This window comes from Maritimibacter alkaliphilus HTCC2654 (assembly GCF_000152805.1).
Lineage (GTDB): Bacteria > Pseudomonadota > Alphaproteobacteria > Rhodobacterales > Rhodobacteraceae > Maritimibacter > Maritimibacter alkaliphilus.
This window is the reverse complement of sequence record NZ_CH902578.1, coordinates 888,881-911,029: the sequence shown is the minus strand read 5'-3', so window position 1 is coordinate 911,029 and position 22,149 is coordinate 888,881. Positions and strand designations below refer to the sequence as shown.

Below are 22,149 nucleotides of genomic sequence, written 5' to 3'. Positions count from 1 at the left end.
TTGGGGCGGCGTTTTTTCATGTGCTGACGGCGACCAGCGCGCCAAGGGCTGCAATTTCGCAAAGCTGTTGAGCCGAGCCGAGGACATCGCCGGTCTGCCCCCCGATCTTGGCTTTCGCGATGGCGGCGATCGCGAGTGTTGCGAGCGACACCCAGAGGATCGGGGCGAGGGCACTCGTGCCGAGGCACAGGAAGCCCGCGGCAAGAGCGACGAGCACGCCGAGGGTCGCAGTGGCCTGAGACGGGCGGCCGACGCTTTGCGACAGTCCCGCGCCCCGCGCATTCGGCATGGCGGCCATCAGCACGGCCATTGGGGCGCGGCTGAGGGCGCCCGTGGCGACCAGAACCCAGAACAGGCCGCCGAAGGGCATGAGCGCGGCAAGCGCGGCCCAGCGTGCGATGAGCGAGAGCACCAGCGCGATCACCCCGTAACTGCCGACGCGACTGTCCTTCATGATGTCGAGGCGTCGCGCGACGTCATGCCCGCCCCAGAAGCCGTCGGCCACATCGGCCAGCCCGTCCTCGTGCAATGCGCCGGTAAGGACGATCTGGGTCGCCAGAACCAGTGCGGCGGCAAGCGCGGCGGGCAGGCCCAGCCACAGGGCGACTCCGCCAACGACCGCCGCGACAGCGCCCGTGACGGCACCGGCGAGGGGCCAGGCCCAGGACGCACGCGCGCCACGGGCTTGGTCCGCCGGGACCGGAAGCCGGGTCAGAAGCGCCAGCGCGGCGGCGATGTCGCCGGGGGTGGCAAGGGGGTCGGAACGGGCCATGACTTTCGCCTTGTTCTCGTTGATGAAACCTCGGTAAGCCTTCGCCCGCGACACATCAACAGGAGACGCCCATGACCGCCCCCTTCGAGACGCTCGACGCCTTTCGCGCCATCCTCGCGGACCTGCCGCAGCCGGACGCCAAGGCCGTCGCTGGGGCGCAGGCGCGCAATGGGCAACTGACGAAGCCGCCGGGGGCACTGGGGCGGCTCGAGGATCTGGCGATCTGGTATGCGGGATGGCGCGGTGACGCGCGTCCCGGCCTGAACGCGCCGCAGGTCATCGTATTCGCGGGCAACCACGGGGTGACGGAACAAGGCGTGTCGGCATTTCCGGCGGACGTGACCGTGCAGATGGTCGCGAATTTCGAGGCGGGCGGCGCGGCGATCAACCAACTCGCCAAGACTTTCGGCGCGAAGATGGACGTTCACGCGCTGTCGCTCGACACCCCCACGGCGGATTTCACGCAAGGCCCGGCCATGAGCGAAGCCGAGGTCATCGAGGCCTTGCAGGTGGGCTGGAACGCCGTCGATCCGCAGGCCGATCTGCTGGTCACGGGTGAGATGGGCATCGGCAACACCACGTCGGCGGCGGCCATCGCCCATGCCCTGTTCGGCGATTTGGCCGAGGATTGGGTGGGGCGCGGCACCGGGGTCGACGACGCGGGGCTGGCCAACAAGGCGCGCGTGGTGCGCGAGGGGCTGAAAGCCAACCCCGGCGCGTCCGCGGACGGGCTGGAGGCGCTCAGGTGCCTTGGGGGGCGCGAGGTCGCGGCGATGGCCGGGGCGATTGCGCGGGCGCGGGTGCTGGGCATTCCGGTGATCCTCGACGGGTTCATCTGCACCGCGGCGGCGGCCTGTCTTGAGCAGGCCGCGAAGGGCGCGCTGGATCATACCGTCGCCGGTCACGCCTCGGCAGAGGCCGCGCATGCGCGGCTTCTCGCGCTGCTGGGCAAGACGCCGCTTCTGTCGCTGGGAATGCGGCTGGGCGAAGGGTCGGGCGCCGCGCTGGCGATCGGCGTGCTCAAGGGTGCGGTCGCCACGCACAGCGGCATGGCGACCTTTGCCGAGGCGGGCGTGTCCGAGGGTTAGGAGGCTTTCGCCTCGTCTTCGTCATCCTCGTCGAAGTCGTCGTCACGCGAAGGCTTGGGGTCCTGATCCAGCGCCATGAGCTGTGTCAGCATCGCGCTTTCCATGTCCTTATCGAGCGCCATGGCGCGTTCACGGTAGGCCTCGTTCTCGTCGGCGCGCAGCTTGGGATCCCAGTAGTTCGCAAGTTCGCGGATGATGTGGCGGTCGTGCTTGTAGAACATGCGCTCGGCCTCGTGCGCCTCGAATTCGGACAGGCCGATGTTCTCCAGCACATAGCGCCCGACGCGCAGCGAGGAGTCGAACATCTCGCGCACAATGTCGTTGGCCCCGGCTTGATACAGGCCGTAGACATGCGTCCGGTCGCGGGCGCGGGCGATGATGTGGATGTCGGGGCGTTGCGCGCGGGCGTGCGCCACGATTTTCATGCAGGCTTCCGGGCTGTTGACGGCGACGACGAGGACTTTGGCCGACAGCAGCCCCGCGGCCTTGAGCAAGTCCGGGCGGGTCGGGTCGCCGAAGAACCCTTTCACCCCGAATTTGCGCATCATCTGAATGGTTTGCAGGTTGTTGTCGAGGACCGTGGTTTCGTAGCCCACCGACCGGACGAGCCGGTTCACCACCTGACCGAACCGGCCGATGCCCACGATGATGACGTCGGAGGTATGGTCGATCTCGTCCTCTTCGTGGTGCTCGGTCTTTTCCGACGCGCGTCGGTCGTAGAAATCGTAGGCGATGAAGGCGAGAGGCGTCAGCAGCATGGACAGCGCGATGACCGTCAGCACGTCCTGCCCGATGGCATTGGTGATGACGCCTTGCTGGGCCGAGAACGTCACCATCAGGAACCCGAATTCACCGGCTTGGGCAAGGCCGAGCGTGAAAAGCCAGAGGTTCCGTCCGCGCAGGTGGAAGAAGTAGCCGAGCGGCGCGAGCACCGCCGCCTTGGCCGCCATGAGCAGGACCGCGAGGCCGATCAGGCGGGCGGGGTCGGCGATGAAGCCGCGCACGTCCATCCCGGCGCCGACCGTGATGAAGAACAGGCCCAGAAGCAGGCCTTTGAAGGGCTCGATGTCGGTCTCAAGCTGATGCCGAAACTCCGAGTTCGCCAGCATGACACCCGCAAGGAACGCGCCGAGTGCGGGGGACAGGCCGACCATGTTCATGAGCGTGGCGATGCCCACGACGATCAGCAGGGCGACGGCGGTGAACATCTCGCGCAGGCGGGCGCGACCGATGAAGTTGAACACCGGGCGCACGAGGTAGCGGCCGCCGAGGATGATCGCCGCGATGGCCCCGAGCGTGACGAGGGCGACGCCCCAGCTTGGCAGGTTCTCGACGATGGACACGCTGGAATGTTCTTCCCCGCCGTGGTGCGCGCCGCTGGAGGCGAGGAACGGGAGGATGAGCAGCATCGGGATGACCGCGATATCCTGCGTGAGCAGAACCGAGAAACTGGATCGCCCGCCCGGCGATTGCATCAATCCTTTTTCCGTCAGCGTTTGCAGGACGATAGCGGTCGAACTTAAGGCGAGCATCAAGCCGACGGCGAGCGCGACCTGCCACCCTTCGCCAAGCACCATGACGCCCGCCGTGACGACCCCGGTGGTGAGCAGCACCTGAAGGCCGCCAAGCCCCATGAGCCTGTGTCGCATGTCCCACAGCGCGCCGGGGTCGAGTTCGAGACCGATGATGAAAAGCATCATCACCACGCCGAATTCGGCGAAGTGCATCAGCCCCTCGGTCTCGCCCCCGTCGATCCCCGTGATCGGCCCGATCAGGAGGCCCGCGACGAGGTAGCCCAGAACCGAGCCGAGCCCGAGACGGATGGCGATGGGAACGGCGACGACGGCGGCACCGAGGTAAATCGTGGCATTGAGGAGAAAGGTTTCCATGGGCCGATATTTGCAACCGCCTGTAACATTGGCAATGCACAGCGCGCGGCGGACAGGCGGAAAAGCGCGTTCAGCCCAGCCTGTCGCGTATTTCGTTTCCGAGGTGCATGATGCGATCAAGTCTTGTGCTGATCCTGTCTTGGAACACCTTCAACTGACCGATGATATCCGTCAGGCTTTCGCCCGATTGCGGCAGGCGCGCGCCTTCGATCTTGCACATGACGCGGGTGGTCGACAGGCCGAGCACATGACGTTCCATGGTGTCGCAGGCCGACAGGATGCGCCGCGCCTCGTCCTGCACGAGCGAGATGGCCTTGCTCGCCTCGACCTTGTAGGCGTCGACGAGGTTTCGAAGAATCTCGCGCTCGGTTTCAAGGTCGGTGTGGCCCAGCTTGCGCCGTTCGAAGGTCAGTTGCAGGTCGCAGGCGTTCAGAAGGCGCGAAAGCCCCTGAATCAGCAGGGTCTGGATCACCGAGGACTGGATCGACGAAAAGTTGCTGTCTTCGCCCAGAACATGCGCCTCGAACCATTCGAACATATCACGCGACATGATCCCGTAGTTCTTGGACAGGGTCGAGATCGGCCCGCCCGTGGGTTCCATCCGCGAGGCGATGACGCGCAGGTTGTGGGGCACGGTGCGCATGGCGTTGAAATCGCGGATCAGCCCCTCGGTCTCGGTCTTGAGCGCCTCGGCATGGCCCATCGTGTCGCGCAGCGCATCCATGCGGGGGTCGGTCGGACGACCGAGGCCGGTGTCGCGTGCGGTCAGCTCCTCGGACAGCGCATGGGCCGCGAATTCGGCATAGGTCGGAAAGCCGTGTTCGGCCAGTCGGGCCAGCAGGCGGCGTGCGCTTTCCTCCGGCTCGATCTTTTCGGTGAGTTCGACCTCGCGCAGCGCGGCGTATTCTTTCTCGACCGTACGAAAGAGCGGGCTCGTGGGTTTAATGCGGGCCGAAAGATAGCCGTCGCCATTGGGCATCACGACGGCGAACACCCAGTAATAAAGCCCGTCCTCGGCCCGGTTCTTCACATAGGCCCCGATGGGCCGGCCCTGTTTGATCGTGTCCCACAAGAGCCAGAAGACCGCGCGCGGCATGTCGGGGTGGCGGATGATCTTGTGCGGAGCGCCGAGCAGCCGGTCCCATTCATAATGGGCCACCCGGCGGAACACGTAGTTGCCGGATTCGATCACGCCGCGGGCATCGGTGCGCGAAAAGAACACCTCGTCCAGATTGAAAGGAGCTTCGCCCGAGGTGGGGCGGAACTCCTGTCGTCTATCCTGAATTGTCACGGCCCAAAGCTCCAACACGCGCCAGTCCGGCTGTCATGTCGGTCTTATCCGTGAAGAGTTGTCGGGCGGTTAATCCTGGTCAGCCCAGCGGCAGAACGTCGAGCGCGAATTGACGCCCGCCTTTCTGGTACACGAGCCGGGTGTCCGAGATCGCGACGACCTGTCCGCCGTCGAGCCGGTCACCGACCGACACCTTCACATAGCGCCCGTTGCCCATCCGCACGAGCGCCCGGCGCGACGAGGACGAGCCGTAGACGCCGATCAGGTTGACCCGACCGAGGTTGAGGGCGTTCTTCATCGTGGCGGTGCGCGCGACCGATGCCGACGACGGGATGATCGGCTGGTTCGATTGCACGGCGGCGGCCACGACGGTGGTGCCGTCGGAGTGGTCCTCGGCCTCGTCCGCCGCTTCTTCGTCGTTCTGGGCGCTCTGCACGGCCTGTTCCACGAGAGCCGCGAAATTCGACGGGCGCTGGCCCGGACGCATGGAGGTGAGCACGGCGAGTTCGGTCGCGTTTTCGATCACGGCGGTCTGCTCGGCCTCTGCCGTCGTCTCGGGCGTGTCCAGCGCCTCTTCCACGGCGTCCTCGAGCGCGGCGGTGCGCGTGTCGGGCGCGGCTTGCGTGTCGAGCCCGTCAGGCCGGGCGCGAGGGCGCAGTTCGGCCAGTTCGTCCCGGCTTAACCCGCCCAACTGCGCGCGTTCGGTGAGTTCCGCGAGGTTGTCGGGCCGGGCCTGCGGGGAGATCGTCGGGGTCTCGGCCGGCAAGTCGAGGGCCGCATCGTCCTGCGTCTCGGGCACGATGCCTTCGGGGCGCGGCGCGGGCACCACGGAGGGGCGGCCCCGAATGACGATCACGCCGGTGGGGGAAACGGCCCCTTCCGGCGTGGCAATGACGAGCCCATCTTCGTTGAGGTCGAAGGATGTCCCGGGTGGCGGTGGCGGTATCGGCGCATCGGTCGGAGCTTCGGCCACGGTGCCCGGATCGGGCAGGGCCAAAGCGTCGCTTGCCGAAATCTCGGGGTCGATGGAGGCGACATAGACATCGTCGCCGCGTGCCGTTTCGGGTTCGCCCAACGGATCGGGCGCACGCTGATAGACGCCTGTGACCGCGTATTGTGCTTCGGCCTCTTCGGCGGTGAGAACGCTGGCGGTGTCGACGGTCGGCTCGGGCTCTGGCTCAGGGTCGACGGCGGCTTCGGTCGTGGCAGCGGGGTCTTCCGTCGCCACCGGGGTCTCCGCCGGTGTCGTGGCCGGGTCCGGGTTGAACAGCGTCACCTCTTGGTCGTCGAGGAAGACGGTGGACCAGAGCGCCGCGGCCGCCATGAGAAGCAGCAGGACGAGGGTCAGGATCAGGCCCATGTAGCGCGGGCGTCCGCGTTGCGTGGACTGGGTGCGGCGCGCGCCGAAGACGGTCAGCGATTCCGCCTCCTTCGAGCGTGCGTCGAGTTCCTTGTCCTTCGGTTTTTCCTTGCGCGCACGCTTCGGCTTGTCCGCCTTGGCGGGCTTTGCAGGGGCCGGATCGGGTGTTTTCGCGGCGGGGGCCGGGGCGGGGTCGCCGAGGTCCGCAGGCGGTGCCGGGAGCGGGGCGAGCGGTGTCGCCGCCTCGTCCTTCGTCGGGCGGCGCAGGCGCGACCCGGCGGATGAGGACAGGCCGCTGATGCCGGAGGACACCCGCGACAACAGGCCCGGCTTTTCCTCGCCCGGCGTCGGTGTCGGTGCGCTGATGGCACGGGCCATCGCCTGTCGGCGCGTCTCGGCCTCGCCCGACAGGCCGCGCGGTGCGGGGCGGGTGTCGTCGATGACGAGGGGCTTGGGCTTCGGGGGGGCATCGTCACCCTTGGCGGGGGTCGATGCGCTGTCGTCGATGTCCGAGATGCGCGGCTCGGTCACCCCGACCGATGCGGTCGGCGCGGGGCGCGGGGCAGGAGCCGCCGGTGCCGGAGCGCCACGGCGGGACGTGAACGACGGCGTTTCGGGTTCGGTGGCCGGCGCGACGACACTGGGCGCGGGGGTCGGCGCGGCCTTGGAGGGTTCGGGATCGCGCGCCGGGGCGGGCACTTTCGGCCGGTCCGGTGCGGGGGCGGGCTGCGACCGCTGGATCGGTTTGTAGGCCGGCTTGGCGCTGTTTTCCGTGGGGTCGTCCGGCGTCGGCGGGAACGGCGCGAGCACGGGCGGGGCCGATGTAGCACGGGGCTTGCGCGCCGCCGCTGGCGCACGGGGGGCGGTGGCCTCGCCGGTTTCGTCCGCACCGGGATCGCGCGGGAAGGCATCCAGCGCCGGACGGTCCGAGGGGCGCGACGCGGGCGTCGGGTCCGGCATCGGGCGCGCGGGTGCGGATTGCTCGGCTTCGGCGGGCGTGGGTTCGGGTGCGGGCTGCGCCGTGACGGGTTCGGGGCGCGTCGTCGGCGCGGGCACGGACATGCCGCCCGGCAAGTCGATCTGGCGCGGATTGCGCGGCACCGGGGTCGCATCGGGCGTCACGCGCTCGTTGCCACCCAGAATGCGCGGCGCGGATTTGGTCTTGCCAAAGAACGGCTCACCCGAGAACGCCCCATTGGCCGGGCGCGCGACGAAGCTGACCGGGTTGAACCCGAATTGCGACGCGAAGCCTTCGGCCTCTTCCATCGTCTCATGGGCCAGAACGGCGACGCGGGCGACATCGCCCTCGGCCCGCCAGTCGAACACAAGCTCGGACACCGGGTAGGGCGTGCGCCCTTCGAGCGCGACGCGGATCTGCACTTCGCGCGCCACATCGTCGGGGCCGGGCGCTTCGAGCGTCGTATAGAGGATCTGGCTGTCGGGGATGATGAGCTTGGAGGTGACGGTGCCTTCACCCAGCTCTTCGGCCACCGCGCGCAGGGCCTTGAGATGCTCGGACATCTTCGGATCGTCCAGCGCCACTTCCCCGACATAGCCCCAGCCGCCCGCTGCGCGAAACAGGAGGCGGATGCCGTCATGGGTGAAATCAAGCGCGAAATTCGGCTTCATGGCCTGTGGTGTGCCCGGTGCAATGTCAGTCGATCTCGGGGCCAAGTCCCCGGAGTTTTTGGGAAACTATCGCAGGAGCGCGGGCTTGGGAAGGGAAAGCACGGGGATGGGTCAGGCGGTCGGCGGATTTGGTGTCCGAACGCGGGTTTTCGCCGATATGTGCCTGATTGTCGGCGATTTTCCGGGCGCGAAACCGGCGTCGGGGAGAGAATCACTTGTATACGTCCTAATTCGCCGTGCGGCGGGTTTCCCCAAGCGTCACCCGAATTCGCCAGACTGCCGGTCCAGAGCGCAACCGACCGAACCTGCGCCGATGCCGGAGCCGTCCATGACCGACGACAATACGCGATATGTGCCAGACCCGGACGATCCGTCCGACCCGGTTGCGATCCACAAGATCGCGTCGGACCAGTTCGCGCGGGCGCTGAAAACGATGAACGACCTGACCGAAGCGTTGAAGACGGGCGAGGTGACGGCGGCCAACGACACGGTGGACTGGTCGAAGTTGCTGACCAAGGCGGCGGTTGCGTTGCGCGATGAAAGCGCCCGTCTCGATGCCCTGTTCAAGGATACCGCCGATGACCTTTCCGAAATCGACCTCGACAAGGTCCGAACCGACCTTCAACGCCAACTGGCTCGCATCGCTGACTCCCTCGAAACAGATTGAGTTTCTGGAGACGTTGAACGACGCGGCGCTGATCGCGTTGCCTTACGTGTTCGAGTTCTGGGCGCTGGATCATCAGCTGCCGCCCGAAGGGGATTGGCGCACTTGGGTCATCCTGGGCGGGCGCGGTGCGGGCAAGACGCGCGCCGGGGCCGAATGGGTGCGCGCGCAGGTCGAGGGGCCTGCGCCCCTGTCGCCGGGACGGGCCGGACGCGTGGCCCTGATCGGCGAGACCTTCGATCAGGTGCGCGACGTGATGGTGTTCGGCGACAGCGGGATCGTGGCCTGCGCGCCGCCCGACCGCCGCCCGGCGTGGGAAGCGACGAAACGGCGGCTCGTGTGGCCGAACGGCGCGACCGCGACGTCCTTTTCCGCCTCGGAACCCGAGGGGCTGCGAGGGCCGCAGTTCGATGCCGCTTGGGCCGACGAATTGGCGAAGTGGAAAAAGGTCGATGACGCCTGGGACATGCTGCAATTCGCGCTCAGGCTGGGGGACCATCCCCGGCAGGTCGTTACGACCACGCCGCGCGACGTGCCGATTCTGCGGCGCCTGCTCACCCTGTCCTCGACGGTGACGACCCATGCGCCGACGACGGCGAACAGGGCCAATCTGGCGAAAAGCTTTCTGGAAGAGATCGAGGCCCGCTATGGCGGCACCCGGCTGGGGCGGCAGGAACTGGAGGGCGTTCTGCTCGACGACCGCGAGGGGGCGTTCTGGTCGACCGCGATGCTGGAGGATTGCCGGATCGACGGGCCGCCGCCGCTGTCGCGGATCGTGGTGGCGGTGGACCCGCCTGTCACGGGTCACGCGGGATCGGACGAATGCGGAATCGTGGTGGCCGGTGCTGTGACCGAGGGCGCACCGGGCGCGTGGCGCGCGGTGGTGCTGGAAGACGCGAGCGTGAAGGCCGCGAAGCCCATCGACTGGGCGCGCGCCGCGCTGGACGCGATGGAGCGATATGGCGCGGACCGGCTGGTGGCCGAGGTCAATCAGGGCGGCGATCTGGTCGAGACGGTGATCCGCCAGATCGACCCGCTGGTGCCCTATCGCGGTGTGCGGGCGGCAAAGGGTAAGTCGGCGCGGGCCGAACCCGTGGCCGCGCTATATGAGCAGGGGCGCGTGTCGCATCTGCGGGGACTGGGCGATCTCGAGGACCAGATGTGCCTGATGACCGTGCAGGGCTTCGAGGGCAAAGGCAGCCCGGACCGGGTAGATGCGCTGGTCTGGGCGCTGACCGATCTTGTCGTCGAACCGGGCGCGAAATGGCGGCGGCCGCAGGTGCGTACGCTGCTTTAAACCCTTCTTTAACCCTTTCTGCGAGGGTGTCCAAAGTCGGAATTCGCCGACGCCGCGCCGGGTAAGGTGCTGATCTTAAAAGGGAACGATCCGCCGTGACGGGGCAAGCGCCCCACGCGGACGGGACAGATGTGCGGGCAAGACCCGCGAACGGAACGAGGAGCACGCGCCGATGGCGGTATTCGATTTCCTGAAGAAGGGCCCGGTTGCGCCCGCCGAGACCAAGGCTTCGGCCACCGGTCCGGTGATCGCCTATCGCGGCTCGGGCCGCGTCGTCTGGGGCCCGCGCGACACCGTGAACCTGACGAAGAACGGCTTCACCGGGAACCCGGTCGGCTTTCGCGCGGTCAAGCTGATCGCGGAAGCCGCCGCTGCCCTGCCGCTCGTGCTTCAGGACACGTTCCAACGCTACGAGACGCACCCGGTGCTCGATCTGGTGACCCGGCCGAACCCGGCGCAGGGCCGCGCCGAGCTGCTGGAGGCGCTGTTCGGCCAGGTGCTGTTGTCCGGCAACGGCTATGTCGAGGCGGTGGGCGGCGATGTCGGCGTGCCGATGGAATTGCATGTGCTGCGCTCGGACCGCATGAGCCTCGTCCCCGGCGCGGATGGCTGGCCGGTGGCCTATGACTACACCGTGGGCGCGCGCAAACACCGGTTCAACATCGGCGAGGGCCTGTCGCCCATCTGCCATGTGCGCACGTTCCACCCGCAGGACGACCACTACGGCCTGTCCCCGATGCAGGCGGCGGCGAGTGCGCTGGACGTCCACAACTCGGCCACCGCTTGGTCCAAGGCGCTGCTCGACAACGCCGCGCGGCCTTCGGGCGCAATCGTGTATTCGGGCAGCGACGGTCAGGGGACGCTGACGCCGGATCAATACGACCGGCTGCTGAACGAAATGGAGGCGCATCACATCGGCGCGCGCAATGCCGGGCGTCCGATGCTGCTGGAAGGCGGGCTCGACTGGAAGCCGATGGGGTTCAGCCCGTCGGACATGGAATTCCAGAAGACCAAGGAGGCCGCCGCGCGTGAGATCGCGACCGCTTTCGGCGTGCCGCCCATGCTGCTCGGCATCCCCGGCGATGCGACCTATGCGAATTATCAGGAAGCGAACCGGGCGTTCTACCGCCTGACGGTGCTGCCGCTCGCCTCCAAGGTCGCTGCGACCCTGTCGCATTGGCTGTCGGGCTTCGCGGGCGAAACCGTGACGCTGAAACCCGACCTCGACCAGGTGCCCGCGCTTGCCGCCGAGCGCGACCAGCAATGGGCGCGGGTGACGCAGGCCGATTTCCTGACGAACGACGAGAAACGCAGCCTTCTGGGTCTGCCGCCGCTCACACCCCCCACCGAGGAGACCGACGATGAGTGATTATCACATGCCGTTCTGGCTGGAGCACAAGTTCGTCGCCCTTGGCGAGACGCAGGAGGTCACCGACGGCATCGCAATCGAAGGCTACGCGAGTTTCTTCGGCGAGGCCGACCGGGGCGGCGATATCGTGCAGAAAGGCGCCTATGCCGCCTGTCTGACGGCGCTCGCCCGTGACGGCGGGCACGTGAAGATGCTCTGGCAGCACGACCCGGCCCAGCCCATCGGGGTCTGGGACGAGGTGCGCGAGGATGCGCGGGGTCTTTATGTCAAGGGCCGCATCCTGACCGACATCGCCAAAGGGCGCGAAGCGGCGAGACTGATCGAGGCCGGGGCCATCGACGGTCTGTCCATCGGCTATCGCACCGTGAAGGCGGCGAAGAACGACCGGGGCCAACGGCTCCTCACCGAACTGGAGCTGTGGGAGGTGTCTCTCGTGACCTTTCCCATGCTGCCCAGTGCGCGGGTCGGGGCCAAGGGCGATGCGCCCGAGGACGCCGGCTTTCGCCAACTGGCGCACATCATCGACGATGCGCGCCTGATGCTGACCCGGCACGGCTCGGGCGGCGATCACACCCTCTCTCGCAACAGGACCGAATGATGACGAAAGAGACCAAGGCGCACGCGCCGTCGGACATGCCGCAGACGGCGGGCCCGGCTGGGGAGGTGAAGACCGCCCTGACGCGTTTCGTGAGCGAAATCAGGTCGTTCAACGACGACATTGAGACCAGACTTCAACAACAGGAAGAGCGACTGACCATGCTGGATCGTAAATCCCTTTCCCCCGCGCGCCCGGTTCTGTCCCGGACCGCCGACACCGAGGCCCCGCACCAGAAAGCCTTCGAAGCCTACGTGCGTTCGGGTGACGACGATGCCCTGCGCGGTATCGTGATCGAAGAGAAAAGCCTGTCGACCGCCGTTGCGGGTGACGGTGGCTATCTGGTCGACCCCAAGACGGCGGACGTGATCCAGAGCGTGCTGCGCTCGAACGCCTCGCTGCGCGCCGTGGCCAACGTGGTGAACGTCGAGTCCACGTCCTATGACGTGCTGATCGACCACGGCGACCTCGGCTCCGGCTGGGCGACCGAGACCGATCCGTCGTCCGAGACCGCGACGCCGAGCATCGAACGCATCACCATCCCGTTGCACGAGCTTTCGGCGCTGCCCAAGGCGTCGCAGCGGCTGCTGGACGACAGCGCCTTCGACATCGAAACCTGGCTGGCCAGCCGGATCGCGGACAAGTTCGCGCGTGCCGAAGCGGCGGCATTCGTTTCGGGCGACGGGGTGGACAAGCCCACCGGCTTTCTCACCCACCCGACGGTGGACGAGGATGTCTGGACCTGGGGCAACATCGGCTATGTCGTGTCCGGCGCGGACGGCACGTTCAACGGGATCGACCCGGCGGATTGCCTGTTCGATCTGATCTACGCGCTGGATGCCGAATACCGCGCGGGCGCGTCCTTCGTGATGAACTCCAAGACCGCGGGCGCGGTGCGCAAACTCAAGGATGCCGATGGCCGGTTCCTGTGGTCCGACGGTCTGGCCGCCGAGGCGCCTGCGCGTCTCGCGGGTTATCCGGTGCTGATCGTCGAGGACATGCCGGATATCGCCTCGGGCTCCATGTCCATCGCCTTCGGGGATTTCCACGCGGGCTATACCGTGGCCGAACGCCCCGACACCCGCATCCTGCGCGACCCGTTCTCGGCCAAGCCGCACGTGCTGTTTTACGCGACCAAGCGTGTCGGCGGCGACGTGAGCGATTTCGCCGCGATCAAGCTGCTCAAATTCGCGACCTCGTAAGTCAGCGGACCGTCGCATCCGTCCGGACCGGGCGGGTGCGGCGACGGGCGCGCGCCCGAACCTCCTTGCCGTCCTGCTGCTCCCCCTCCGTCCGGGCGGCTTGGAAGGCGCGCGCCCTACCATCGATGCGAGGGGCCCGAATTTCGGAGTAAATCCATGATGCTAGTCGAGCAGACCACGATCGAGAGCAGCGCCCTGCCGGTCTGGGCGTTCAAGGAGCACCTTCGGCTCGGCACAGGGTTCGCCGACGACGACGTGCAGGAAAGCGTGCTCGGGTCCTACCTGCGGGCGGCCATTGCGGCGATCGAGGCGCGCACGACCAAGGCGACGCTGACGCGGGCCTTCGCGTTCACGACGACCGCGTGGCGCGACCTTGCCTCCCAGACGCTGCCCATCGCGCCGGTCTCGGCGATCAATGCGCTGACCATCGTCGACCGTTACGGCGACGAAGAGGTGGTCGATCCGGCGCGCTATACGCTCGTGCCCGACACGCATCGGCCCCGGCTGGTGTCCACAGGGTTCCTGCTGCCGCCGATCCCGGTGAACGGCAAGGCGTTGATTTCGTTCGACGCCGGGTTCGGCCCGACCTGGGGCGACCTGCCGGGCGATCTGTGCCACGCGATCATCCTGTTGGCGGCCCAGTATTACGAGGATCGCGCAGATCCCGCCGCCGATCGTCTGCCGAGCGACGTGACCGCGCTGACCGAACGCTACCGCGACCTGCGTATCTTCGGCGGGGGGCGGGCATGAAGGCACCGGTACTCAATCGCAGGCTCACGCTGGAAGAGCCGGTCGACGTGGCCGACGGGGCCGGGGGCTTCACCCGCACCTGGGTCGAGCTCGGCGCGCTCTGGGCGAATATCAAGGCAGGCACCGGGCGCGAACGCGCGGTCGAGAGCATGACCGCCTCCACGATCTCGTGGAAAATCACGGTGCGCGCCGCCCCGCATGGGTCGCCCTCGCGCCCCAAGCCGGAGCAGCGGTTTCGGGCCGGAGCGCGGCTTTTCCGTATCGTCGCGGTGGCCGAGGCGGATCATTCCGCACGGTACCTGACCTGTTTCGCGCAAGAGGAGGTGTCGGTATGAGCTATGGCACGGCGCTGGCGCTGCAACAGGCTATTTATCAAAGACTTACGGCGGACAGTTCACTCGCGTCCCTCGTGGGAACCGCGATCTATGATGCGGTGCCGCCGGGACTGACCGGGGTGACCTACGTAGCACTCGGACCCGAAGATGTGCGCGATGCGGCGGATGGGTCTGACCACGGCGCGCTGCACGAGGTGACGATCTCGGTCGTCTCGGATGCCGCCGGGTTCACCACGGCGAAACAGGTTGCGGCGGCGGTGTCCGACGCGCTTGTCGATGCCTCGCTGATCCTGTCGCGGGGCAAACTCGTCTCGCTCAATTTTCACCGTGCCCGGGCGCGCCGGGTGCAGGACGCCGACATGCGGCGCATCGATCTGCGCTTTCGGGCGCGGGTCGAAGATAGCTGACCTCACACCAACGGAGACCTGTCATGACCGCACAGAACGGCAAAGACCTACTCATCAAGATCGACATGGACGACACCGGCAACTTCTCGACCCTCGCGGGCCTGCGGGCCACGCGGATCAGCCTGAACGCCGAAAGCGTCGATGTCACCTCGCTCGAAAGCCAGGGCGGCTGGCGTGAGCTGCTTTGCGGCGCGGGGGTGAAATCCGCGTCGATCGCCGGATCGGGCATCTTCAAAGACGATGCGACTGATGCCCGCGCGCGCCAGATCTTCTTCGACGGCGAAGTGCCGGACTTTCAGGTGATCGTCCCGGACTTCGGCATCCTTCAGGGCGCTTTCATGATCACAGGCATCGAATATGCCGGGAGCCACAACGGCGAGGCGACGTTCGAGATGTCGATGGCCTCGGCGGGCGAACTCAGCTTCACGGCGCTCTGACATGGCGAATCCGTGGACGGGTGAGGTGGCGCTGACCATCGACGGAGAGCGGCGGGCGCTCAAACTGACGCTCGGGGCGCTTGCGGAACTCGAAGACCGGCTGGGGGCCGACAGCCTTCTGGCCCTTGTCGAGCGGTTCGAGGGCGGGCGGTTTTCGGCGCGTGACGTGATCGCGGTGCTGGTCGCTGGCCTGCGCGGTGGCGGACACGGGGCGATGGACCTTGCCGCCGCCGAGATCGCGGGTGGCCCGATGGAGGCCGCCCGCGTGGCTGGGCAACTTATCGTGCGCGCCTTCAGCCTGCCGGAGGTGGAATGAGCGGCTTCGACTGGTCCGGGCTGATGCGGCTGGGGATGCGCGGGCTGGGCCTGCGCCCCCATGAATTCTGGGCGCTCACGCCCGCCGAACTCACGCTGATGCTGGGCCGGGACGGGGCGGCGGGGCCGCTTGACCGGGCGCGGCTGGAAGATCTGGCGCGGGCCTTTCCCGACACGCCCGCAGATACAGGAGAGATGACCGATGGCGGACATTGAAAGCCTTGATGCATTCGACGATCAGGTGGCGGCGCTGGAAGGCTCGCTTCAGGGGGCGACCGCGCTGACCGCGCATTTCTCGGCCGAGATCGAACGGGTGGGCGCGACGTTCGACAAGCTCAATACCGATGTGTCGGGGCTGTCGTCCGGCATGACACGGGGGTTGCGCAAGTCGCTGGACGGGCTGGTCTATGGGTCGATGAACGCCGAGCAGGCGCTGCAATCGCTGGGCCGGTCGATGCTGGACACGGTCTATGACGCCGCCGTGTCCCCGCTCGTCAGCCATTTCGGCGGCATTCTGGGACAGGGGCTGGGCACGGTGATGAACGCCTTTCTGCCCTATGCCAACGGCGGCGCATTTGCCCAAGGCCGTGTCATGCCCTTCGCGAACGGCGGAATCGTGAACGGCCCGGTGTCTTTTCCCATGCGCGGGGCCACGGGCCTGATGGGTGAGGCGGGGCCGGAGGCGATCATGCCGCTGACCCGTGGCCGCGACGGCAAGCTGGGCGTGCGCGCCGAGGGCGGGCGTTCGGTCAACGTCACCATGAACATCACGACGCCGGATGCGGAAAGTTTCCGCCGCTCACAGGGGCAGGTCGCCGCGCAGGTGAACCGGATGCTCGGGCGCGGTCGCCGGTATAGCTGAGGAGGGCGCCATGAGTTTCCATGAGGTCAGATTTCCCCCGAACCTGAGCTTCGGCTCGGTAGGCGGGCCGGAGCGGCGCACCGAGGTCGTCACGCTCGCCAACGGGTTCGAAGAGCGGAACACGCCATGGGCGCATAGCCGCCGCCGCTATGACGCGGGGATGGGGATGCGCTCGCTCGACGATATCGAGGTGCTGATCGCGTTCTTCGAGGCGCGGCGCGGGCAGCTGTTCGGGTTCCGCTGGAAAGACTGGTCCGACTACAAGTCCAGCCTGCCGTCGAAAGACCCGGAGTATCGCGACCAGCGACTCGGGACGGGGGACGGCGAGACGACGGTGTTTCAGGTCGTGAAGATCTATGAGAGCGGCACCAACACCTATGCCCGACCGATCCGCAAGCCGGTGGCGGGCAGCGTCAAGGTGGGTCTGGGCGGCGACCCCAAGATCGAGACCATCGACTACACCGTCGATCTGGCCACGGGAGTGGTGACGTTCATGAACCCGCCCCCCATCGGAGCCGAGATCACGGCGGGGTTCGAGTTCGACGTGCCGGTGCGGTTCGACACCGACCGCATCCAGACCTCGGTCGCCTCATTTCAGGCGGGCGACGTGCCGAACGTGCCAGTGGTGGAGGTGCGGGTCTGATGGCATTGACCGAGGACTTTCTGGACCACCTGCAATCCGGGCTGACGACGCTTGCGCGCTGCTGGCTGCTCAGGCGCAAGGATGGCTGGGTGCGTGGATTCACCGATCACGACACCGATGTCGCGTTCGGCGGCGTTGTTTACCGGGCCGATACCGGGCTGACGGCGCACGCGATCATGCAGACCACCGGGCTTGCCATCGACAACACCGAGGCGCTGGGCGCGCTGTCGGATGCCTCGGTCACCGAGGCCGACATTCGCGCGGGCCGGTTCGACGGGGCCAGCGTCGAGGCGTGGCTGGTGAACTGGGCCAACCCGGAGGAGCGGCTTTTGCAGTTTCGCGGCACGCTGGGCGAAATCACGCGCTCCGGCGGTGCGTTCCGGGCCGAATTGCTGGGGCTGACCGAAACGCTGAACCGTCCGCAGGGTCGGGTCTATCAATCGGCCTGCTCGGCGGTTCTGGGCGACGGGCGCTGTGGCTTCGACACGGAACAGCCGGGGTTTTCCGCGGAGCTGGCGGTGGTCGCCATCGAAGACGATGTGCGTTTCACCCTCGACGGGGCGGTCGAACAGCCTGAGCGGTGGTTCGAGAAGGGGCGCTTTGCCGTGCTGGACGGTGGCGCAAAGGGTCTTGTCGGTGTCATCAAGAACGATGGGATCGGGGCCGGGGGCCGGGTGGTCGAACTGTGGCAGGCCCTGCGTGCGCCGATGCGCGTGGGCGACCGCGTTCGGATCGAGGCGGGCTGTGACAAGCGCCATCAGACCTGCCGCGAGCGGTTCGACAACATCGTCAACTTTCGCGGGTTTCCCCATATCCCCGGCGAGGATCGGCTGCTGTCGGTGCCCGTGCAGGGCACCACGGTGGACGAAACCGGGGGCGGCAAGTGATCCGGTCCGATGCGCTGGCCGAGGCGCGGACATGGATCGGCACGCCCTATCGTCACCAAGCCTCCTGCAAGGGGGCTGGCACCGATTGTCTTGGCCTGATCCGTGGCATTTGGCGCGCGCTTTATGGGGGGGAGCCGGTGGCGATCCCGCCTTACACGCCCGACTGGTCCGAGCCGTCGCGTGACGAGGTGCTCATGCGAACCGCCACCGCGCTTCTGACCCGCGTCGAGCGCCCCGATCCCGGCGATGTTTTGTTGTTTCGGATGCGGGACAAGGGGGTGGCGAAGCACCTCGGCGTGCTCGCGACGTCCGAGACCTTCATCCACGCCTATTCCGGTCACGGGGTCGTCGAAAGCTCGCTTTCCGCCCCATGGCGCCGCCGCATCGTCGGCACGTTCCGTTTTCCCGAAAGGGGGTAGCATATGGCCACCATCGTTCTGTCCGCCATCGGCGCGGGTCTTGGCGCATCCATCGGCGGCTCGGTTCTGGGCCTGTCCTCGGTCGTGATCGGCCGCGCGGTCGGCGCCATCGCCGGGCGCATGATCGACAACCGCTTGATGAGCACCGGGTCCGAGCCGGTCGAAACCGGCAAGGTCGACCGCCTGCGCATCACCGGCGTCTCCGAGGGCGCACCCGTGGGTCAGGTCTATGGCCGCTACCGTACGGGCGGTCAGGTGATCTGGTCGGGCAAGGTGCGCGAGAACCGGACCATCACGGACGGCGAGGCGCAAGGGTCGGGCAAAGGCTTCCTCGCCCCCAAGGGGCCGACGGTGACCGAGTATTCCTACTCCGTGTCGCTCGCCATCGCGCTTTGCGAGGGCGAGATCACCCATGTCGGCCGGATCTGGGCGGACGGAAAAGAGGTGAAGCCCAAGCACCTGACGATGCGCGTTTATCCGGGGGACGAGGCGCAGATGCCCGATCCCACGCTCGAAGCCGCGCTGGGCGCGGGCAAGACACCGGCGTTTCGCGGCACGGCCTATGTGGTGATCGAAAACCTCGACATCACGCAATATGGCAACCGTATCCCGGTCTTCAATTTCGAGGTGTTCCGCCCCGAACAGCCCGGCGAGACCCCGGACCTTGCCCGCGGCACCAAGGCGGTCGCGATGATCCCCGGTTGCGGGGAATATGCGCTGGCGACGGATGTGGTGCATTTCGGCGGCGAGCCGGGAAAACGGACGCCCGCGAACAAGCACACACCGCTGGGCAAACCGGATTTCGAGGCGTCGCTTGGGATGCTCGAGGGGGAATTGCCCAACTGCGAGTCCGTGTCGCTGGTCGACTCATGGTTCGGCACGGACCTGCGTGCGGACCAGTGCGAGATCGCGCCGCGCGTGGATCAGAAGGACCGGGACGGGGTCAAGATGCCATGGCAGGTGTCGGGACTGGACCGGGACGGGGCGTCGCTGGTGCCCTATGAGGCGGACCGCGCGGTCTATGGCGGCACGCCCACGGATTTCTCGGTCTATCAGGCGATCACGCGGTTGAAAGAGGCAGGGAAGGCCGTCACGTTTTATCCCTTCATCCTGATGGAGCAGATGGACGGAAACGGGCGGACCGACCCTTGGACGGGTGCGGGCGATCAGCCGCGCCTGCCGTGGCGCGGGCGGATCACCACGTCAAAGGCGCCGGGGCAGGCGGGGTCGCCCGATGGGACGGCGGCGGCCGAGGCTGAGGTCGCGGCGTTCTTCGGCAACGCCCAGCCGCATCATTTCATCCCGGTCGAGGGCACGGTGACCTACATCGGCCCCTATGAATGGTCCTATCGCCGGATGATCCTGCACTACGCCACGATCTGCGCGCAGGCGGGCGGGGTCGAGGCGTTCCTGATCGGGTCGGAACTGCGCGGGCTGACCCAGATCCGGGGCGCGGGGAACAGCTTCCCCGTGGTCGAGCAGTTGCAGGCGCTGGCGAACGACGTGCGCCTGATCCTTGGGCCGAGCGTCAAGATCAGCTATGCCGCCGACTGGTCGGAATACTTCGGTTATCACCCGCAGGACGGGTCGGGCGACGTGTTCTTTCACCTCGACGCGCTCTGGTCCGATCCGAACATCGACTTCATCGGCATCGACAACTACATGCCCGTCTCCGACTGGCGCGAGGGCGAAGATCACGCGGACGCGCATTGGGGGTCGATCTACAACCTTAACTACCTGAAATCGAACGTCATGGGCGGCGAGGGATACGACTGGTATTACCACGCGCCGGAAGCGCGCGAGGTCCAGCTTCGCACCCCGATCACCGACGGGGCGCACAATGAGCCGTGGGTCTGGCGCTACAAGGACATCCGGGGCTGGTGGGAGAACGAGCATCACAACCGCATCGGCGGCGTGCGCCAAACCGCGTCGACCGACTGGGTGGCGGGGTCGAAACCGATCTGGTTCACCGAATACGGCTGCGCGGCCATCGACAAGGGCACGAACCAGCCGAACAAGTTTCTGGACCCGAAAAGCTCGGAAAGCTCGCTGCCGCGTTATTCCAACGGCCACCGCGACGATTTCATGCAGATGCAGTATCTGCGGGCGGTGCGCGAGTTCTGGGAAAACCCCGCGAACAACCCCGTGCACCAGCTGACGGGCGTCAAGATGATCGACATGGACCGCGCCCATGTCTGGGCGTGGGATGCGCGCCCTTTCCCGTGGTTCCCGAAAAAGCGGGCCGCCTGGGGGGATTGGGAGAATTACGAGCGGGGCCATTGGCTGAACGGTCGGGACTCCAACCGCTCGCTCGCCTCGGTCGTGTCCGAGATCTGCACGCGCTCCGGCGTCACGCATTTCGACGTCTCGCGGCTCTATGGTCTGGTGCGCGGCTACATGGTCGATCAGGTGACAGACGCGCGCACGGCGCTTCAGCCGCTGATGCTGGCCTACGGGTTCGAGGCGGCGGAGCGCGAGGGGGTGCTTGAGTTCTTCACGCGCAAGGGCACGCCTGACGGCACGCTCGACCCGGCGCGGTTCGTGGCGACCGACGAGATCGAGGGCGATCTGGAGTTCTCGCGCGCGCCCGAGGCCGAGATGGTGGGGCGGGTGCGGCTCAATCACACGGAATCCGAGTCCGCCTATGAGGTGCGGTCGGTCGAAGCGATCTTTCCGGACGAAGAGACGCATTCCGTCTCGTCCTCGGACCTGCCGATGATCCTGACGCAAGCCGAGGCGCGGGGGATCACCGAGCGGTGGCTGGCCGAGGCGCGGGTGGCGCGGGACCGGGCGCGGTTCGCGCTGGCCCCGTCCGACCTGAGCTGGCGGGCGGGCGACGTGGTCGAATTGGAAACCGCAGACGGCACCGGGTATTTCCGCATCGACCATGTCGAGCAGGCGGGCGTCCAGATGATTCAGGCGGTGCGGGTCGAACCGGGCGTGCTGACCCCCTCGGACGGAGTCGAGAGCGAGATCGAGCTGGCGGAGTTCACACCTGCCGTGCCGGTCTATCCCGTGTTCCTCGACCTGCCGCTTCTGACCGGGGAGGAGACGCCGCATCTGCCGCGCCTTGCCGTGGCGTCGGACCCGTGGCCGGGGCCGGTGGCGGTGTATTCCTCGGCTTCGGAGAACGGCTATTCGCTCAATCAGGTGATCCGCGCACCGGCCCGGATCGGTGTCACCGAAAGCACGCTGCGCTGGGCACGCCCCGGCCTGATCGACCGGGGGCCGGCCCTGCGCGTGCGGCTGCCGCAGGGCGCGGTGTCGTCGGCGGGTCTGGACGGTATCCTGAGCGGTTCCAACGTCGCGGCGATCGGCTTCGGCGACACGGACGGGTGGGAGGTGTTCCAGTTCTCGGACGCGGTGCTGGTCGAAGAGGACGTGTACGAGCTGTCGGGCCGCCTGCGCGGACAGGTCGGGAGCGACTGGGCGATGCCCGCCGAATGGCCGGTGGGATCGACGGTGGTATTCCTCGACAGCGCGGTGACGCCCCTCAACTTGCCGCTGTCGGCGCGCGGGCTGGAACGGCACTACCGGATCGGACCCGCGTCGGAAACCATCGACGACGAGACCTATGAGCACAGCGTGGTCACCACCTATGGCGTGGGGCTCAGACCCTATACGCCCGCGCATGTTTCCGCGCGGGCATCAGGCGGCGACTACGCGGTCACATGGGTGCGGCGATCGCGGATCGACGGCGATAGCTGGCAGGGGGTCGAGGTGCCGCTGGGCGAGGAAAGCGAATCCTACGTCTTACGGGTCATCGACGGCGGATCGGTGAAGCGCGAGGTCGTGGTGACGAGCGCCGCGTGGACCTATTCCGCCGCGATGCAGGCGGCGGACAGCGTGACCGCCCCCTTCGAGATCGAGGTCGCACAGGTGTCGCAAAGCTTCGGGCCGGGGCCGGGGGCACGGATCGTGGTGGGCGGATGATCGGG

21 protein-coding genes are annotated in these 22,149 nt (G+C 67.2%); 17 read left to right on the top strand and 4 right to left on the bottom strand.

Annotated elements, in window-relative coordinates; translation table 11 throughout:
• Positions 1-16: 16 nt before the first annotated feature.
• Positions 17-772 (bottom strand): adenosylcobinamide-GDP ribazoletransferase, encoded by a 756-nt coding sequence (gene cobS / locus RB2654_RS05570; RefSeq protein ID WP_040885475.1) that lies wholly within the window; start codon positions 770-772, stop codon positions 17-19.
• Between the two features lie 71 nt (positions 773-843).
• On the opposite strand from cobS, the gene cobT reads away from it, so the two are divergent.
• Complete coding sequence (gene cobT, locus RB2654_RS05565) at positions 844-1,860, top strand: nicotinate-nucleotide--dimethylbenzimidazole phosphoribosyltransferase (protein ID WP_008329407.1); 1,017 nt, start codon at positions 844-846, stop codon at positions 1,858-1,860.
• Here the strand turns inward: cobT and RB2654_RS05560 are convergent.
• The 3 genes from RB2654_RS05560 to RB2654_RS05550 form a co-directional block, all read right to left on the bottom strand.
• A complete protein-coding gene (locus RB2654_RS05560; protein WP_008329405.1) occupies positions 1,857-3,749 on the bottom strand; it encodes a monovalent cation:proton antiporter-2 (CPA2) family protein in 1,893 nt (630 codons plus the stop codon). The two genes, cobT and RB2654_RS05560, sit on opposite strands and share 4 nt — an antisense overlap.
• Before the next feature lie 70 nt (positions 3,750-3,819).
• Positions 3,820-5,040 carry a PAS domain-containing protein gene (locus RB2654_RS05555; protein ID WP_040885473.1) on the bottom strand — a complete coding sequence of 407 codons (1,221 nt, stop codon included), beginning with the start codon at positions 5,038-5,040 and terminating at the stop codon, positions 3,820-3,822.
• A gap of 79 nt (positions 5,041-5,119) precedes the next feature.
• Positions 5,120-8,029, bottom strand: coding sequence for a hypothetical protein (locus RB2654_RS05550; protein ID WP_008329399.1), 2,910 nt, complete (start codon positions 8,027-8,029; stop codon positions 5,120-5,122).
• A 328-nt stretch (positions 8,030-8,357) separates the two neighbouring features.
• Between RB2654_RS05550 and RB2654_RS05545 the strand changes: the two genes are divergently transcribed.
• The 16 genes from RB2654_RS05545 (at position 8,358) to RB2654_RS05470 (ending at position 22,144) form a co-directional block, all read left to right on the top strand.
• On the top strand, positions 8,358-8,696 hold the full coding sequence (locus RB2654_RS05545) for a hypothetical protein (protein ID WP_040884445.1): 339 nt from the start codon (positions 8,358-8,360) through the stop codon (positions 8,694-8,696).
• On the top strand, positions 8,608-9,990 hold the full coding sequence (locus RB2654_RS05540; RefSeq protein ID WP_083783340.1) for a DNA-packaging protein: 1,383 nt from the start codon (positions 8,608-8,610) through the stop codon (positions 9,988-9,990). The genes RB2654_RS05545 and RB2654_RS05540 overlap by 89 nt, the downstream gene beginning before the upstream one ends.
• Positions 9,991-10,162: 172 nt before the next feature.
• Entirely contained in the window at positions 10,163-11,359 is a 1,197-nt protein-coding gene (locus tag RB2654_RS05535; protein ID WP_008329396.1) for a phage portal protein, read from the top strand.
• Positions 11,352-11,957 (top strand): HK97 family phage prohead protease, encoded by a 606-nt coding sequence (locus RB2654_RS05530; RefSeq protein WP_008329395.1) that lies wholly within the window; start codon positions 11,352-11,354, stop codon positions 11,955-11,957. The genes RB2654_RS05535 and RB2654_RS05530 overlap by 8 nt, the downstream gene beginning before the upstream one ends.
• On the top strand, positions 11,954-13,156 hold the full coding sequence (locus RB2654_RS05525; RefSeq protein ID WP_008329388.1) for a phage major capsid protein: 1,203 nt from the start codon (positions 11,954-11,956) through the stop codon (positions 13,154-13,156). Before RB2654_RS05530 ends, RB2654_RS05525 begins: the two co-directional genes overlap by 4 nt.
• A 156-nt stretch (positions 13,157-13,312) precedes the next feature.
• Positions 13,313-13,906 carry a head-tail connector protein gene (locus RB2654_RS05520; RefSeq protein WP_008329386.1) on the top strand — a complete coding sequence of 198 codons (594 nt, stop codon included), beginning with the start codon at positions 13,313-13,315 and terminating at the stop codon, positions 13,904-13,906.
• Entirely contained in the window at positions 13,903-14,241 is a 339-nt protein-coding gene (locus tag RB2654_RS05515) for a phage head closure protein (protein ID WP_008329384.1), read from the top strand. The genes RB2654_RS05520 and RB2654_RS05515 overlap by 4 nt, the downstream gene beginning before the upstream one ends.
• Positions 14,238-14,648: a DUF3168 domain-containing protein gene (locus tag RB2654_RS05510; protein ID WP_008329382.1), complete on the top strand. Its 411-nt coding sequence runs from the start codon at positions 14,238-14,240 to the stop codon at positions 14,646-14,648. Before RB2654_RS05515 ends, RB2654_RS05510 begins: the two co-directional genes overlap by 4 nt.
• Before the next feature lie 23 nt (positions 14,649-14,671).
• Positions 14,672-15,085 (top strand): phage major tail protein, TP901-1 family, encoded by a 414-nt coding sequence (locus tag RB2654_RS05505; protein WP_008329380.1) that lies wholly within the window; start codon positions 14,672-14,674, stop codon positions 15,083-15,085.
• Between the two features lies 1 nt (position 15,086).
• Complete coding sequence (locus tag RB2654_RS05500; RefSeq protein ID WP_008329378.1) at positions 15,087-15,401, top strand: gene transfer agent family protein; 315 nt, start codon at positions 15,087-15,089, stop codon at positions 15,399-15,401.
• Positions 15,398-15,616 carry a rcc01693 family protein gene (locus RB2654_RS05495; RefSeq protein WP_008329376.1) on the top strand — a complete coding sequence of 73 codons (219 nt, stop codon included), beginning with the start codon at positions 15,398-15,400 and terminating at the stop codon, positions 15,614-15,616. The genes RB2654_RS05500 and RB2654_RS05495 overlap by 4 nt, the downstream gene beginning before the upstream one ends.
• The gene (locus tag RB2654_RS05490; RefSeq protein WP_008329373.1) at positions 15,603-16,262 is read left to right on the top strand and encodes an RcGTA-type gene transfer agent tail tape measure protein; all 660 of its coding nucleotides are present in this window, start codon (positions 15,603-15,605) and stop codon (positions 16,260-16,262) included. The genes RB2654_RS05495 and RB2654_RS05490 overlap by 14 nt, the downstream gene beginning before the upstream one ends.
• A gap of 10 nt (positions 16,263-16,272) precedes the next feature.
• The gene (locus RB2654_RS05485) at positions 16,273-16,905 is read left to right on the top strand and encodes a DUF2460 domain-containing protein (RefSeq protein ID WP_008329371.1); all 633 of its coding nucleotides are present in this window, start codon (positions 16,273-16,275) and stop codon (positions 16,903-16,905) included.
• Complete coding sequence (locus RB2654_RS05480; RefSeq protein ID WP_008329370.1) at positions 16,905-17,792, top strand: phage/gene transfer agent baseplate hub protein; 888 nt, start codon at positions 16,905-16,907, stop codon at positions 17,790-17,792. Before RB2654_RS05485 ends, RB2654_RS05480 begins: the two co-directional genes overlap by 1 nt.
• Complete coding sequence (locus RB2654_RS05475) at positions 17,789-18,211, top strand: NlpC/P60 family protein (protein ID WP_008329368.1); 423 nt, start codon at positions 17,789-17,791, stop codon at positions 18,209-18,211. Before RB2654_RS05480 ends, RB2654_RS05475 begins: the two co-directional genes overlap by 4 nt.
• Positions 18,212-18,214: 3 nt before the next feature.
• The gene (locus tag RB2654_RS05470) at positions 18,215-22,144 is read left to right on the top strand and encodes a baseplate multidomain protein megatron (RefSeq protein WP_008329366.1); all 3,930 of its coding nucleotides are present in this window, start codon (positions 18,215-18,217) and stop codon (positions 22,142-22,144) included.
• The last annotated feature ends 5 nt before the right edge of the window (positions 22,145-22,149 follow it).